Origin of the sequence: Parabacteroides distasonis ATCC 8503, from assembly GCF_000012845.1 — a bacterium.
GTDB lineage: Bacteria > Bacteroidota > Bacteroidia > Bacteroidales > Tannerellaceae > Parabacteroides > Parabacteroides distasonis.
The window spans coordinates 970,245-986,586 of record NC_009615.1 but is presented as its reverse complement, the minus strand read 5'-3'; the positions used below and the strand labels follow the sequence as shown (position 1 = coordinate 986,586).

The following is a 16,342-nucleotide window of genomic DNA, read 5'->3' as shown; positions in this document are numbered from 1 at the left end:
TTTTACCCATTTTTCAAGTACTTGACCAAAACCTTATCGATCCGGGCGCCATCCATATCTACGATCTCGAACTCAAAGTCCAGCCACTTTAATTTCTCACCCGTCTTCGGTACACGTTCCAATATCTCTAGGATCAAGCCGCTCAAGGTATTATAATCATGCTCGGCATACAAATCCTCCATGTCGAAATATTCCAAGAAATCATAGAAAGAATATTGGCCGTCCACCAACCAAGTACCATCCTCACGTTGTATGATCTCGGACTCCTCTCCGACTTCCGGTACTTGTCCGATTAAGCCTTCCATAATATCCTTCAAGGTTACGATACCTTGGATACCTCCGAACTCATCCGTAACGAGTCCATATTTCACGTGTGTCTGCTTGAAAGATTCCAAGGCGTTATATACGCTCTGGTTCTCGGGAACGAACTGTGCCGGGCGGAGTACTTGGTTGATCGAGAAATCCGGTTGGTCGATCCTTCCGAACAAATCTTTCAGATAAACGACCCCTACTATATTATCGAACTTCTCCGAGGCCACGGGATATATATTAAATAAGTTCTCCTCCACTTTCTCCCGAATCTTCTCCGTACTATCCGTCACATCCAGCCAAACCAGCTCGCTACGATGCGTCATGATAGAACCCACGTTACGGTCTCCCAGATTAAAGACCCGCTCTACGATGTCCTGCTCTACCTCTTGCACCTCGCCACCGTCAAAGCCCTCTTTCACGATCGCCTTGATTTCTTCCTCTGTTACCCTATTTTCCTCTTTCGTATCCACGCCCGTCATCTTCACAGCCAACGCCGTACTCTTTGAAAGTAGCCAAACAAAAGGAGAGGATATCAAGGAAAGAAAATTCATGGGTTTAGCAACTAACATAGAGACCTTCTCGGCACACCCCATGCCGATCCGCTTCGGTACCAACTCTCCGAATATAAGTGTAAGATACGTCACGATAATAACGATCGTCGTTTTAGCGATCCCCAACGCATACGGTTCTAGGGCCGGTATTTGCGCTATTATAACAGCGAAATTATGAGCTAACGCCTCGCCAGAGTACAAACCGGTCAAGATACCGATCAAGGTAATTCCGATCTGGATGGTTGAGAGAAACTTATCCGGCTCATTTGCCAGCTTCAAAGCAGTGCCCGCAGATTTATTACCACGTTTCGCTTCGGTTTCCAACCTAGCCTTCCGGGCTGAGACCAAGGCGATTTCCGACATCGCAAGAATTCCATTCAGTAAGATAAGGCCAATAATAATGACTATTTCCATTAATTAATTTATAGTTTGATTATGCTGCGAAGATATATAAATACTTTAATATATAAAACAAGACACCTAAGTGTCTGCGCTTACATTTAACTAAAAAACCTTACGAATCCCTTGCGGTTTCAAAAGAAAGGCGTACTTTTGCATGACAAATACAAAGTGTGATTAGAAATGCTCGATAAAATTAAGGCTCTGCTTCAAGAAGTAGAGAATATGAAAGCGGCAAATGCCGAGGAACTAGAAGCTTTACGTATAAAGTATCTCAGCAAAAAAGGCGAGATATCGGCGTTGATGAATGATTTCCGTAATGTAGCGGCTGATCAAAAACGTGAGGTTGGCAAATACTTGAACGAACTAAAGGAAACAACCCAGAGCAAGATCAACGAATTAAAAGAAAGCTTTGAGAATGTACAGACCGCAAACGATGATATCGATTTGACTCGTACGGCTTACCCGATCGAACTAGGCACTCGTCATCCTCTATCACTTGTAAAGAAAGAAATTTGCGATATATTCGGACGGTTAGGATTCAGCATCGCTGAGGGACCGGAAATCGAGGACGACTGGCATGTCTTCTCTTCCTTGAATTTCGCCGAGGACCATCCTGCCCGCGATATGCAAGATACGTTCTTTATCCAGCATAACCCGGATGTATTGCTTCGCACACATACTTCTTCCGTACAGACCCGAGTAATGGAAAAGCAAGAACCGCCTATTCGTATCATCTGTCCGGGACGTGTATATCGTAATGAGGCTATCTCCTATCGTGCTCACTGTTTCTTCCATCAAGTAGAAGCGTTATATGTAGATAAGAACGTCTCATTCGCCGACTTGAAACAAGCCTTGTTGTTCTTCGCCAAGGAAATGTTCAGTCCGGATACAAAAATTCGCTTGCGTCCTTCTTACTTCCCGTTCACGGAGCCATCCGCCGAGATGGACATCTCCTGCAACATTTGTGGAGGTAAGGGTTGCCCCTTCTGTAAAGGAACCGGTTGGGTAGAGATCCTCGGTTGCGGTATGGTAGACCCGAACGTGCTTGAGAACTGCGGTATCGATAGCAAGGTTTATTCAGGCTACGCATTGGGAATGGGTATCGAGCGTATTACCAATTTGAAATACCAAGTAAAAGACTTACGCATGTTCTCGGAAAACGATGTTCGTTTCTTGAGACAGTTTGAGTCGGCCAATTAAATTGAAAACCTAAATCATTTACCATCTCCCCGGGCCTTAACCTAGCCCGGGGGAAACACACTAGGTTGATTATGATAAAGGTTTTTCTTTTAATAATAGGAGGAGCTATCGGATCTGCGCTACGGTTCGGAGTTTCCACGTGGATGCAACGATCGATGCTTTACTCCTTTCCTTTTGGTATCTTGTCGGTCAATGTGATCGGCTCCTTTTTAATCGGCTTCTGCTGGAGTATAGCGGAAGCCTATAATTTTTCTATCAATACAAGAGCTTTCCTATTCACTGGTCTTTTCGGTGGTTTCACGACTTTCTCTTCTTTTGCTCTCGACACGATGGTACTTATGCGTACCGGAGAATACAAGATGGCACTACTCAATGTACTTGCCAGTAATATCCTTGGTTTGATAGCGGTCTTCCTTGGGATCATACTTGGGAAGAATATCATTACAATGATCAAGTAAATAAATAAAAAAACACGGCACAAGTCAGTCATGACAAGGCCGTGTTATATCGAATAAAGCTGTTTCCAAATTATCTATTTACTAACCTCAAGAATACTTTCTTAGAAAAATAAGAAGCTCTATTTTTCCGATATAATTGCCATCCAGATTATAGCTAATCAAATCATGTCCCCATCCATTAAACAGCAAACGCCCGTTCAACTCGTCCACCAAGCAGTCTACGTTTCTATAGCCACCCGGATCCTTCCCTACATGCCCTATCTGACATTTAAACTTTCCTGTAGCCTTATCAAACAAAAGACATTGCCGGTTAGCGGAAGTGATCAGAATATATTTATCCAATAACTTGATATCAGGAGAACTTCCGACTAGACAATCATCCCTCGTCTCTAAAGGGACATACCGGATCTCATCAAAATAATCAGAGGCTTTCAGCTCGGCAGGCGATGAGATAGCTTTACCTACCTCAATCACCCGCTTGCTCGCTTCTTCGTTTTCACGCTCCATACAGGAGGTTAGAAACATTCCCGCACAGAGGGAGCCGAACAAGCCTACCTTGCATATATACGCGAAAATCATTTCTTCAATTTTATCTCGATAACGCCATTACGACCTTTCTCTCCGAATTTAGCGATCGCCTCGTTTCCTTTGTACACATTCATAGACGCAATACGATCGGGATTCAAATTGTCCATCCTCTCTTTAGAAGATTCCATCCCATCGATGTAGACAATACCGGAGAAAGAGGACTTTTCCTTTGATGCCTCCTTAGCAGCCTTCTCATTGATGTCTATGGCTTTCATGGCCTCCTCTATGGCTCGGTTGATCTCCGGTTGAATCTTCTCCATCTCGGCGGCGATAGTCTCATTTATCTTGGCGGCCTCTATCGCCGCTTGCACAGCCTTGTCGATCTCAGCCTGGTGTTTCGCCATTTCCGCAGAAACGATCTCGTCGATATTCGCCGCTTTCACTGCCTCTTCAACCGCCTTGTCAATCTCCGGCTGGTATTTCTCCATCACGGCCGAGACCTTTTCCTGTATCGCTTGCATATCTTTTTCAGAAACGACCGAATCCCTTGCGAGGGTCTCAACTTCTACATTTCTTTTAGGCTCTTTTTTTTCCTGAACCGGAATAATTTCGCTAATTTTGACACTCGAAATCTTCTCCAATTCGTGAGAGATTTCCGGACGGGCAAAGGCTACCACCGTTAAGGCTGCCAACGGGAGTACATACAGATACTTCAACCGTGCCCATGGACTTGATTTTTGTTTTAACATCATAGCTATTCGCTTTTTAAGTGAACTGTGATTAAAGCTGTTGGCCATAGAAGTGAAGCGCTGTGCACCAACAGCTTTTTTGATTAATAATAATTGATATCTTTTTGCGTCGACGCCTTGATTTAATACGCTCTCGTCGGCCTCGTATTCATGGATATTTTGTAATTCCTGCCTCAACAACCAGACAGATGGGTTGAACCAATGGAACAGGATACAAATCTCGGAGATCAGCAGATCAATGGAATGACGGGCTTTTATATGCGCCATCTCATGCGTCATGATCTCTATCCCACTTTCCTCAAAATCCTTCCGGCTTATTACGATCGTTCGCATCCAACTGAACGGGACGACTGGTTGGTCCGTAAGAATCAGATGGATTCCGTCCACCAGCTTCGGTGTACCTTGTCTCATCAACCGAAACAAGGCATAAAATGAATATGCGAATTGACAAAGCGTTAATATCCCTCCAATTATATAGGCTATCACCATAACTCGTAACCATACAGGTTGGCTAGCGGATTCTGCCGACGTTCTCATGGAAACCGCCGCTAGCAAATTCTCCAAATCCATGACCGGACGCTGAATGGCCGTCGCTTCCTCCAAAGTAATCTCACAAAATGGGATGATAACAGAAAGCATGATCAAGCTTAATAAAGCGATCCGGTTGAAACGATGGAAGGTATCACGGCTCAACAATAGCTTATAAAACAGATAAAATATCGTCAAGCACACGGATGATTTAAGGATATATACAAAGAAGATTCCCATATTCGTTCTTATTTACGATTCCCTTGTTCTACATCATCTATTAGTTTTCGCAGATCATCCACAGAGATATCCTCTTCCTTGATCAGCGTAGAGACAACCCCCAGATAAGAATTATTGAAATACTTAGCGATCACATTTTTCAACGTACCGTTGCTATACTCCTTTTCTGTTAAGACCGCATAATATTGATAGCTATTCCCGAAATTCTTATGGGCGAGGAAACTTTTCTCCTCCAAGCCTCGGACAATCGTAGAAAGGGTATTGAAATGAGGTTTAGGCTCCTCGTAATATTCAAGTAGCTCCTTCACGAACAATGGGCCTTTCTGCCAGAACCAGCCCATGATTTCTTCTTCTTTCGCCGTAAGTCGTTTCATAACCTTATCTTGTTTGCGACAAAGTAACTAAAACTTTTAGTTACAAAACTAATTCGTATAGTTAATAAACTAAAAGAGATAGTTTATTCATTGATCCAATCAAAAAAGCCGCCCCGGGAATGTCCGGGACGGCCTTTATTATATCCAGATGTTTGAATGATTAGGCGACAGGAATCGTTCCGCCAATCAAGATCACAACCAATAAGGCCAAGATAGCGTATAACTCAGGGAATACGGCCATTACCATCGTAGCACCGAATACGTTGTGTCCGGCACCAACACCAGCGATACCATTCGCGCAAACTTGAGCTTGGCGGATTGAAGAGTAAAAACCAGCGAAACCTAACACTAAACCAGCGCCGAAAACAGCCGTAGCGGCCAACATGGAAATATCAGCGACCAAGAACTTCTGCATCATAAAGTAGCCCACGAATCCATACAAACCCTGTGAAGAAGGCAACGCACTTAAAGCGATGTACGTACCCAGAGCATCCGGATTTTTCTTCATCGCACCTACCACCGCATTACCTGCGATCGTAACACCATAACTACTGCCGATAAAAGTTAAACCTGTCATCAACGCAATACCTACATAAGCTAATAAAATTGGTTCCATAATAAAATGTGTTTTTAAATTATTCTTTTATTGTTTTATTTTCTCGTTTAATTGTTATGCTTTTCTGAATGGCTCATAAGCCTTACCTCCACCTTCGAACTCTGCGTTCTTGTAATATTCCACGAAGATCAAACGAAGCGGGTGTACCAAGGAGCTGATCGTACAAAGAGCGATATTGATGGAGTGACCCACTAACAAGATCAACAACATACAAATCGCACGTGCCACGATATTCATACCGTCTGTCATCGTAACCGCCAACGTATTAAATACGCCACCCAAGATGGAACCGGTCAGACCGATAGCGAACAAACGAATGTATGATAACGTATCACCCAGCAATCCGGAGGCCATATTGTACGTGTTCCAAAGTCCGGTACCAAAGTTCAAGAATACGTTCTTGCCCGGTGTATTGTACAGATAAGCGACAACCAGACCCAAGATGGCGATTCCGTAACATACCATAACGACAGCGTTCGGCAAGTGAACGTTCAACATCGGAAGTCCGAACGCCAACGCCAAGGATATGATCACGAACACCCAAGCGAACGGAGCAATACTGTGTTTCGTTCCTTTCTGTATCTTGATCTTGTAAGCAGCGACACATTTACCGAATATGATCTGTACCAAACCGATGACAATAGAGAATGTCATCAAGTTGTCGCTATTCACAAAGTAGTTCTTGATCTTTGACAAAGCCGGGATATCCGCCAAGGCCACTCCGAAGAAAGATCCCGTACAAGTACCCACCAATAAGGCGGCGAAACCTAAATACTGGAACAAGGTCAAATAAGGCTTGAAGTCCGGGTTCACCTTCTTCTTCAAGATCGTACAAGCGATCATGACCAACAAACCGTATCCGCCATCGCCGAAACAAAGTCCGAAGAACAGCATAAAGAACGGGGCGAACAACGGGGTCGGATCAAGTTCACCGTAATTAGGCAAGGAGAACATCTTCGTGATAGGCTCGTACAGCTTACTGAATTTATTATTCCGTAACTTGATAGGCACCTTATCCCCATCCTCGATCTCTAATTGCTGGAAGAAATAACCTTGCTTATCCAGCTCGTGCTCCAAGGCCGGAGCGTTTTCCGTCGGCACCCAACCTTCCAACAACATGAGCTTATCACCCGCTTGCCGGTCTGTCTGCACTAACGCATTAGAAAGATTAAACTCGTCCTGCAGGTTCTTATCGAATTCCTCCAACGTTTTATAATCCTCCACGGCACGATGTTTCAGCTCATCCTCCACATTCTGGATATCCTTGGTACGTTGATCCAGACGGGCACGCAACTTCGCCAATCCTTGAACCGGCATCTTCGGACGTTCAGCGTCTATATCGATCAAGGTACCTTCCTTGGTAATCGTGATAAAATACGTTACCGATTGGAAGTTATTGATCAGAATGGCGTTATACAGCACGCCCCATTCCGGCTCGTACTTAGCGGTAGGACAGGTAAAGAACGTAACATCGTATCCCGCTCTTTTCAGACGGTTGATATTCTGATAACTGAACTCACCCCATATTTCCATATAAGCCAGATCCTTCTCGATCGATTGCTTGGAAGCGATCAATTGCGCTTTCTTATCTTGCAATTCCTCTATCTTACGCACCAACTTCAAGCCTTCCTCTTTCGTCAACTCACGGGCCGGGGCAAACTTAACGTCTTTCTCCGCCGCATGGAGGTTCTTAAAGTAACGCATCAGCGTATTGATCTGTTTACGCTCAGCCAGAAGCTCTTGCAACCTCTCGTTATCCATCACGGAGTTTGTCTCCTTGATATGGACGACACCTAAGTCACGAAGCGTAGAAAGGAACGTATCATACTCCTTATGGAACACCATAAAGGCATATTTACTCATCTTTACTATCATACCTCGGCCTCCTCTTTTTCTTCTTTTGCCTTACGTTTCTCCTGATTGGCTCTCATGATCTTCTGTGAGGACTTAGAAAGACTCTCCTCGTCTTCCATAAACCGTTTCACCTTACGGATCGCATCCTTATAACCCGGAATCTGTACCTTCTCAAACAGGTTCACCTTCTGAGTGGTCTTTTTCCTAGCATGCTCCAACAACTCCAGCTTCATGCCCGAGAACTCCGCCTCGATACCGGTACGAGCCAGCTTTTTCAGCAACTCGATACCATCTGTATACCATGCGGGGGCATTAAAGAGACTATAGTGTCCGATCTCGAACTTGATCTCGTCCAATAACGGGACGATCACGCCGGCGATCTTCTTCGTGGAAAGCGTCACGTCCTTCACGGAGATCAGCTCCGGATTGAACTCGTTCCACAAAGCCACCATATTCTCGTAACTCTGAATCTCTCGTTCTAGCTGAAGTTCCAATTTATTCACTTCGTCCTTGGTCCGCTTCACCTCGATACGCAGGGCGCTCTCCTTGCTCTTGATCGTAGGCAGGGAGCGTTCACGCATCTTCAGTTGCTTTTCCAATTGCTGAAGAGAGGTTTTATTATATTGAAACTTTATTGCCATGTTTATTTAATTTACTTCCAGTACTTATCAACCAATCCTTGTTTGATATTTACCTCCTCCGGGCTGAAATATCTAGCGAACAATCCCCAAGCTACGTCCAGCATCTCCGTCGTATCCAAGTTTACGTCGATAGCCAACAGCTTAGAAGAATAATCCTTGGCGAAAGACAAGGTACGGTTGTCGTAGTCGGTCAAGTCGAAACCATTCTCCAGCTTGGTCTTAGCGTTGGCGGCATCGGCATACAAACGTACGGCGGCGTTCATTACCTGTGGATGATCCTCACGGGTCTTCTTTCCGGTTACCAGCTGTTTCAAACGAGACAAGCTTCGGAACGGATCGACGATGACCTTACCCACATCGCTATCACGACGCAAATACAACTGACCTTCCGTGATATAACCCGTATTATCAGGTACGGCATGCGTGATATCACCACCGGATAAGGTCGTTACGGCGATAATCGTGATGGAACCTCCCGCCGGGAATTGAACGGCTTTCTCGTAAATCTTCGCCAAATCCGAATATAAGGAACCCGGCATAGAGTCCTTAGACGGGATCTGGTCCATACGGTTTGATACGATCGCCAAGGCATCGGCGTAGTTGGTCATATCGGTAAGCAATACCAAGACCTTCTCGTTCTTCTCCACGGCGAAATACTCAGCGGCGCTCAACGCCATATCCGGGATCAAGATACGCTCTACGGACGGGTCCTCGGTCGTGTTGATAAAACTAACGATACGGTCTAGGGCACCGGCGTTACTAAATGTATTCTTAAAGAACAGGTAGTCGTCGTTCGTCATACCCATACCTCCCAAGATAATCTTATCGGACTTCGCACGCAAGGCTACCATCGCCATAACTTGGTTGAAAGGCTGGTCGGGGTCGGCGAAGAACGGGATCTTCTGACCGGTTACCAAGGTATTATTCAAGTCGATACCGGCGATACCCGTAGCGATTAATTCAGAGGGTTGTTTACGACGTACCGGGTTCACGGACGGACCACCGATCTCGACCTCACGTCCCTCGGGGATCGGACCGCCATCGATAGGCTCGCCATAAGCGTTGAAGAAACGTCCGGCTAACTGGTCACCTACTTTCAAGGAAGGGGCCTTCCCCATGAATACCACCTCGGCATTCGTACGGATACCTTCCGTTCCGGAGAATACCTGCAACGTCACCTCGTCGCCGATAATCTTTACCACCTGAGCCAGCTTTCCGTCTACAGAGGCCAACTCATCATACCCAACTCCCGTTGCTTTCAGCGAACAGGTAGCTTTTGTGATCTGGGTAATCTTCGTATATATTTTTTGAAATGCTTTTGTTGCCATAACTCTTTTAATTTTCGATTCTCTCCTTCAAAAGTTCATCCAGTTCCGTATTAAACTTCTTGAATTGGTCACTCTCATATTCCGAATAGTTCATCTGCTTAAAGATGTTGATCATCTTCTTAAAGTAGTCCATAACCTCAAGGAAGTTATCAAACTTAAACTCTGAACGGCAAACATTTACGACTCTATCCAGCATGAATTCCTGACGTCGCAACGGAGTAACCGCATCGATGGCATCGAAAGCATCCTGTTGCAAGATCACGAAGTCGATCAACTCGGACTTCCAGAATGTAACGTGATACTCGACAGGCACACCATCATCACCCAAGATATTGATTTGCTCGGAGATCTCCTTACCACGCAACATACGGGTCTTGATCTCGTTTACTTTCTCGATCCATTCCGGGGAGATATGTTTAGCGATGTATTCCTGAAACTCTGGATACTCGATATACTTGGAATAACTCTCGATCGGGTTTACGGCCGGATAACGTTTACGGTCGGCACGCTCCTGCTCCAAGGCATAGAAACAACGGGCCACCTTCTTCGTATTCTCGGTCACTGGCTCCTTCAAGTTTCCACCGGCCGGCGATACCGTACCGATGAAAGTGACGGAGCCTGTAGCGTTGTTATTCAAATGAACGAATCCCGCACGAGCGTAGAAGTTCGCCACGATAGCGGACAAGTCCATCGGGAAAGCATCCGGTCCCGGCAACTCCTCCAAACGGTTGGACATCTCACGCAAAGCCTGTGCCCAGCGGGAAGTAGAGTCGGCCATCAACAGAACCTTCAAACCCATGCTGCGATAATACTCGGCGATGGTCATCGCCGTATATACGGATGCCTCACGAGCGGCTACCGGCATGTTGGATGTATTGGCGATAATGATCGTACGTTCCATCAATTTACGTCCCGTATGCGGGTCTACCAATTCCGGGAACTCCGTAAATACCTCTACGACCTCATTCGCACGCTCACCGCAGGCGGCGATAATCACGATATCCGCTTCCGCTTGTTTAGAGATAGCGTGCTGAAGCACCGTCTTGCCCGTACCGAACGGACCGGGGATAAATCCGGTACCACCCTCAACGATCGGGTTCACGGTATCGATCGTACGAACGCCCGTCTCCAGCAATTTGAATGGACGGGGCTTTTCCTTATAACAAGTGATAGCTTTCTTTACTGGCCATTTCTGGATCATCGTCACGTTTACGTCCGTGCCATTTTCGTCCGTAAGGACAGCCATCGTATCATTGATGGTATATTGTCCGGCTGGAACCACCGATTTCACAGTATAAGATCCCTCGAACTTAAAGGGGACCATAATCTTATGAGGTTGGAAATTCTCGTCCACCTCTCCCAGCCAATCACCGGCGCTCACGGTATCGCCCGCTTTAGCCAGAGGCTTGAAATCCCACTTCTTATCATTGTCCAACGCAAACGTATAATCGCCACGTTTCAAGAATACACCTTCCATCTTGTCCAAGTCATTCTGCAAACCGTCATAGTTGCGGGACAACATACCCGGACCCAGCGTAACTTCCAACATATGCCCTTGGAATTCAGCCTCGTCGCCGACACGCATACCACGTGTGCTCTCAAATACTTGTACAAAGGCATTCTTACCTATCACCTTGATTACTTCCGACATCAGCTTCACGCCTCCGACAGAAATGTAACAGATCTCATTCTGAGAAACCGGACCATCCACCTCTACGGTTACTAGGTTGGATACGATTCCTTTTACAATTCCTTTCGTAGCCATAATTTATTTTATATTGTTTCTTTTAAATTCTTCCAACGCATTCTCACTACCCATCTTCATGGCGCCTACCAATTCACGGAAAGTCTTCTCGCCTCTCGCCTTATCCAAGGTTACCCAGCGCTCTATCATCTCCAATTTCAATAAATAAGCGAATACACTCTCTATGTCGAACGTCTTGAAGAAGGTATTATCGTCCAGCCATTTCCATTTCAAAAGATCGATTTTCTTCTCACGAACGATCAGATCGGTCTCTTCGGCGATGCGTTGTAACTCGGGCAAATATTCCACGGAATCGCCCAAGCCGAAATCACGGGCGTTCGACGTACGGATATTTTCTGCTATCTCATTATGCCCCACGATATAATTGGCCTTATCAAATCCATATTTACGGCAAGTGATCGCAGTAAGAACATTGTTGATATTCAGGTTAAGCTCGAACCAATCAGCCACGAACTTATTCCCACATTTCATGGCATATTCATAATATAACGCAGCCAAGCGGTCTTCCCATGATATATATTCTTTCTCGCTTTTGGTGTCCTTAGCCTCTTCGGCTAGATACAGTTTAAAGAATTGCACGAAATAAGGCGGGAGATTATCATTTTTGGGAATTTTTTCCTCATCCTTCAACGCTTTATATAAAGTATTGAACTCATCATACGTTATTCTTCCTCTTTGATCCGGATCGGAGTCCGGTCTTTTAGCGTGAGCCAGCAGATTTATATTATCATATTTCAAATAAAATAAATCAATCAGCTTTTTATCCTTAGAAGATAGCATATCCTCTATTTCCGTCCGGAACTCACAGACCGAATAGGCTAGTTTACTATCATCCAACGCTATGTTAGGAAGTCCGGAGATTAAGTAGTAATACTTACTCATATCAGAACAGCATTTCTACTAATTGCGGACGCAAGAACTCTTTAAAGAACTCGATAAACTCGTCTTCGCCAAACGTCACTTTATAAGACCCATCCGCCGGGATAATAGAGAAAGACGCTTTCTTTCCGCTTACCTTCTCGATCTTATACCCTTTCTCTAGCAAGCCTTTGGCATTGGCCTCAAAATACGCCTTCAAGCCATCGGAATCAGAAGCTTGGATAGTCAAGAACTCATTAGCGGGCCAGCTTTTCACAAGCTCAAGGATCACTTTCTGCATATAGGCGGGATCCATCAACGCCGCTTTCACATTCGAACTAGCGATATCACCAGTGATAAGGTTTGTCACCTCGCTCTTTAACGCCTCGACAGACTGGGTGGCGAACAATTTCAATTCGGCTTCCGTATTCTTCTTCAACTCGGCAGCTTGTTTCTCGGCAGCCGCTACGATACGTTTCGCTTCCGCTTCCGCATCTTTAAGAATCGTATCCTTTTGAGCATTGGCCTCGGCGATTATACGCCCCGCTTCTTCGTTCCCCTTCTCTACACCTTCCTTGTAGATCTTGTCTGTTAGTTCCTGAATCTTTGTATCCATTTCCTATTATGTATTTGAATTGTATTTTTCAATAGTAAACGCCCACAAAGTTATTATTTTTCGCGGATTAACATCAAAATAAGTGTGAAATCAAGCTAAAAAATAACACTAGTCAAGTAAAATTCTATTTACATTCGTCTATATTGTATTTTTGTTCGTCTATTTGTATCTTTGTGAGTCAAAATACAAAATTAACATGTTTACGATTAAAAAAGCGACTATTGATGACCGTTCTCTTATTCATGACCTTGCCTCACGCATTTGGGAGAACACGTATGGAAAGATACTTTCTAAAGAGCAATTGGATTATATGTTCGATATGATGTACGCTCCGGATAACATTCTTAAACAAATGGAAGAGTTACATCATCAATATTTTATTATATTGGCGGACGATATGCCGGCAGGCTATTTATCCATAGAGAAAACAGGTGAAAACACGTACAATTTTCAAAAGATCTATTCCCTACCGGAAATGCATGGCACGGGAATCGGGCGTTTTATCATCGAACAAGGTATTAACTATTTGAAGGAGGTACATACCGGACCTTTCACTATAGAATTATACGTAAACCGCTACAATCCCGCCATAGGCTTCTACAGACATATGGGATTACGGGAAATAGGCACACGGGACCATCATATAGGAAACGGCTATTTCATGAACGATTATATCATGGGCATGGAAGTGGAGAATAAATAGACAGTCATCCCCTATTCATATATTTATATATAGAATAGGGGATGATGATTGTCAACGGGTCTTCCCTCTTTTCGGATTACGAGGTTTCTCTAGGATTCGTACACTACTAACTTTTACAGAGTAAATAACAGCGATCCTATCATTCTTCGGATTCTCAATCGCAAGTTGAGAGTTCCAGATTTTCTTTTCTTGTTTTTTATCCATAACGCTACAATTTAATAGTTCATATTTAATAAGTCAAACCTTGACTGTTTGTTTCTCTTTTCCTTCCGCTATCTCAACCAGATAAACCCCGGCGCAAATACAGATAATGGCGAACGTCTGTGTCCAACTGAAACGGTCTTGCCCGATCAATAGGGATGTAATCGTTGCCACGATCAAGATCAGATAGCCATAAATAGCCACCAACGTAGTTTTCAAATACTTCAATCCGATAGGAATCAACAGATAACTGATTACCGTAGGGAAAATAAGCACAAACATCAATACGGCAAAAGGCCACCAATGAAATGGCTCCGAGAATAAAGGAGCATGAAAGCCTTCTATCGGCAAAATCAATAGACTGGAGAAAGCGGCGCCCGTGAATGTATATCGAAGCATCGTCATCGTCCCTACTTTTTGTAAGATCCGCTGGCTTAATACCAGATACACGGCATAAAACACGGAGCTAGCCAGACATAGCATATTCCCATTAAAAGCGTCCGCCGCTAAATCGTCGCTTTGCTGGGTCAAGATGCAAACCAAGGCCCCGGATAAACCAATCAAGATACCGAGTATTTTCATCCAAGTAGCCTTTTCCTTATAAAAGAATACCATAATCAAAAATACCCAGATCGGTTGCAAGCTCGTGAAAATAGAACTCGAGACCGGCGTTGTCTTGCTAAGCCCCACTAAATAAAGAAACATAAAACCATAGATACCGATAGCGCCTAATAAGAATAGCCACACCTTATCTTTCGTCGTAGAAACCTCCGGTTTCATAAACCAGCCGATCACCCAAAACGCCACGGCCGCAAACACGCATCGGAAAGAAGCGCCCGTCAACGGGCTCATCCATAAGGGAAGCAAGTATTTCAAGGCGTTCATATTCAATCCACTGAAAGTTTTTGAGACCACCATGCTAATATTAGCTTCTGTTTTCTTATTTTTCACTGTCTATCGTTTTTTAGTTTTATATTCGTAAATCATATTTTATCGTTGAAAAGGAACGAGTCTCGTTTTACATAAGCCCAGATCGTAGCGACCAGCGCAATACAGAGGTTAAAAATAAACGCGAATTGCTGGCTCTTGACATGGAGCATAGACTGGAAGAAATCGATAATAAACGGACAAAGTAATATCGCCAAATAATTCATCGCCATCACGAAAGCTAATGCCAATGTAACTTTCTCAGGAATGGCCGTACGAGTCGTTTTATCATAAGCGATTGGCTGGATAACACCATATCCGAAACCGATAAAAATACATCCCAATCCAATTAGCCATTCCGTACGAGATATCAAAATCAAGGCCATCCCTAAAGCGATCGCCAATAGACTGACAAATTTTGTCTTTTGCTTAAATAAATCAACGATCTGATTCAAGATAAAACCGGGAGCCATAATAGCCAAGAAAAACAATGATATCATTAATCCGGAATTACCGCTTGTAAACTTATATTCCTTCATTAAAAACGGTAAGTTAAAGCTGACAATAATCACTAAATACGTAGCCAATCCATAAAAACACATGATTTGTACCAGATGCTTTATATCCACACCATATTTACCCGGAACCGTGACGGGATCTGCCGTAACAGGGGCTTTCACTTCTGATTTCGATACGATCGCCGACTCATTTTCCATACTCCTTTTCAAGTATACGGAAAGTACGATGGAAATCAAGGGCAATAGATAAACGGCAAACGGTAAATGCCAATTCACCTCCGCCAGATATCCCGTTAAGATCGTGGCTAATACCAACGTTACATTCGTAATAGCAGAACTTAAACCAAATTGCTTCGTCCGGTATTTCCCGATAAAGAAACGAGATATCAAACCGGTCGATAAGGGTACGATCAAGCCAGATCCGATTCCCATTAAGGCGCTCACCGCTATCAACTGCCACATCTTATTAGAGAGTAAGTATAGAATACCACTTAGGGCAAAGATCACCAAGCCTAATTGCAATAGACGTATCTCATTTACTTTCTCCGTTAATTTACCCGACAATATAATAAATGGAATTATCAATAACGATGGCAAAGAGGAAAGCATCTGGATATCCAGTTCCGTAGAATGAGGAAAAATAACGGAAAGTTTCCCTAATATCGGAGAAACCGCTAAACCCGGTAATGCATTTAAAGCGGAGATAGACCATATCCCTACCAGAGTTATAAGGGGAATTGTGCCCCGGCCTGTCTGTATTCTCATAAAGATTTAGTTTTACGTTTTTATCTAATCAAAACAAACATTTTATGTGAAAGTTCATCATTTTCGCTCTTTCCAAGAGGACTGGACTTGTATCGCTAATAAACCCCAAATAATGTAAATCCAAAAAACTTTCCAATCCATAATCTGTTTTGGCATAAACGCTCAGTGGAAGCAGTATTCCATTGATTCAAATCATTTTATTAACAAA

17 protein-coding genes are annotated in these 16,342 nt (G+C 44.0%); 3 read left to right on the top strand and 14 right to left on the bottom strand.

The window, feature by feature from the left end:
- Window positions 1–2: 2 nt before the first annotated feature.
- Window positions 3–1,277, bottom strand: coding sequence for a hemolysin family protein (locus BDI_RS04140; protein ID WP_005857328.1), 1,275 nt, complete (start codon window positions 1,275–1,277; stop codon window positions 3–5).
- A 168-nt stretch (window positions 1,278–1,445) separates the two neighbouring features.
- Here BDI_RS04140 and pheS point away from each other — a divergent pair, with 168 nt between their 5' ends.
- A complete protein-coding gene (gene pheS, locus BDI_RS04135; RefSeq protein WP_005857329.1) occupies window positions 1,446–2,465 on the top strand; it encodes a phenylalanine--tRNA ligase subunit alpha in 1,020 nt (339 codons plus the stop codon).
- Between the two features lie 71 nt (window positions 2,466–2,536).
- Window positions 2,537–2,923 carry a fluoride efflux transporter CrcB gene (crcB, locus tag BDI_RS04130; protein ID WP_011966181.1) on the top strand — a complete coding sequence of 129 codons (387 nt, stop codon included), beginning with the start codon at window positions 2,537–2,539 and terminating at the stop codon, window positions 2,921–2,923.
- A gap of 87 nt (window positions 2,924–3,010) precedes the next feature.
- On the opposite strand, the gene BDI_RS04125 is transcribed toward crcB, so the two are convergent.
- From BDI_RS04125 to BDI_RS04080, 10 genes are all read right to left on the bottom strand, one after another.
- Entirely contained in the window at window positions 3,011–3,502 is a 492-nt protein-coding gene (locus BDI_RS04125; RefSeq protein ID WP_008779781.1) for a DUF4934 domain-containing protein, read from the bottom strand.
- Window positions 3,499–4,968, bottom strand: coding sequence for a M56 family metallopeptidase (locus BDI_RS04120; RefSeq protein WP_011966180.1), 1,470 nt, complete (start codon window positions 4,966–4,968; stop codon window positions 3,499–3,501). Before BDI_RS04120 ends, BDI_RS04125 begins: the two co-directional genes overlap by 4 nt.
- Before the next feature lie 8 nt (window positions 4,969–4,976).
- A complete protein-coding gene (locus BDI_RS04115) occupies window positions 4,977–5,342 on the bottom strand; it encodes a BlaI/MecI/CopY family transcriptional regulator (protein WP_011966179.1) in 366 nt (121 codons plus the stop codon).
- Between the two features lie 160 nt (window positions 5,343–5,502).
- Window positions 5,503–5,958 (bottom strand): hypothetical protein, encoded by a 456-nt coding sequence (locus tag BDI_RS04110; RefSeq protein ID WP_005857362.1) that lies wholly within the window; start codon window positions 5,956–5,958, stop codon window positions 5,503–5,505.
- Window positions 5,959–6,012: 54 nt separating this feature from the next.
- Window positions 6,013–7,833 (bottom strand): V-type ATP synthase subunit I, encoded by a 1,821-nt coding sequence (locus BDI_RS04105; protein WP_011966178.1) that lies wholly within the window; start codon window positions 7,831–7,833, stop codon window positions 6,013–6,015.
- Complete coding sequence (locus BDI_RS04100; RefSeq protein ID WP_005857366.1) at window positions 7,830–8,453, bottom strand: V-type ATP synthase subunit D; 624 nt, start codon at window positions 8,451–8,453, stop codon at window positions 7,830–7,832. The genes BDI_RS04105 and BDI_RS04100 overlap by 4 nt, the downstream gene beginning before the upstream one ends.
- A gap of 11 nt (window positions 8,454–8,464) precedes the next feature.
- Window positions 8,465–9,781 (bottom strand): V-type ATP synthase subunit B, encoded by a 1,317-nt coding sequence (locus BDI_RS04095; RefSeq protein WP_005857368.1) that lies wholly within the window; start codon window positions 9,779–9,781, stop codon window positions 8,465–8,467.
- A 7-nt stretch (window positions 9,782–9,788) separates the two neighbouring features.
- Complete coding sequence (locus tag BDI_RS04090; protein ID WP_011966177.1) at window positions 9,789–11,546, bottom strand: V-type ATP synthase subunit A; 1,758 nt, start codon at window positions 11,544–11,546, stop codon at window positions 9,789–9,791.
- A gap of 3 nt (window positions 11,547–11,549) precedes the next feature.
- Window positions 11,550–12,428, bottom strand: a complete 879-nt coding sequence (locus BDI_RS04085) for a DUF2764 domain-containing protein (RefSeq protein ID WP_009017298.1) — start codon at window positions 12,426–12,428, stop codon at window positions 11,550–11,552.
- Between the two features lies 1 nt (window position 12,429).
- Window positions 12,430–13,020 (bottom strand): hypothetical protein, encoded by a 591-nt coding sequence (locus BDI_RS04080; protein ID WP_005857375.1) that lies wholly within the window; start codon window positions 13,018–13,020, stop codon window positions 12,430–12,432.
- 196 nt (window positions 13,021–13,216) lie between these two features.
- Here BDI_RS04080 and BDI_RS04075 point away from each other — a divergent pair, with 196 nt between their 5' ends.
- Entirely contained in the window at window positions 13,217–13,723 is a 507-nt protein-coding gene (locus BDI_RS04075; protein WP_011966176.1) for a GNAT family N-acetyltransferase, read from the top strand.
- Between the two features lie 51 nt (window positions 13,724–13,774).
- On the opposite strand, the gene BDI_RS20965 is transcribed toward BDI_RS04075, so the two are convergent.
- Genes BDI_RS20965 through BDI_RS04065 form a run of 3 tightly spaced genes read right to left on the bottom strand, consistent with a single transcriptional unit; the run spans window position 13,775 to window position 16,134 of the window.
- Complete coding sequence (locus tag BDI_RS20965) at window positions 13,775–13,927, bottom strand: hypothetical protein (protein ID WP_005857379.1); 153 nt, start codon at window positions 13,925–13,927, stop codon at window positions 13,775–13,777.
- A gap of 33 nt (window positions 13,928–13,960) precedes the next feature.
- A complete protein-coding gene (locus BDI_RS04070) occupies window positions 13,961–14,875 on the bottom strand; it encodes a DMT family transporter (protein WP_011966175.1) in 915 nt (304 codons plus the stop codon).
- A 32-nt stretch (window positions 14,876–14,907) separates the two neighbouring features.
- Entirely contained in the window at window positions 14,908–16,134 is a 1,227-nt protein-coding gene (locus BDI_RS04065) for an MFS transporter (RefSeq protein WP_009017297.1), read from the bottom strand.
- Window positions 16,135–16,342: the final 208 nt, after the last annotated feature.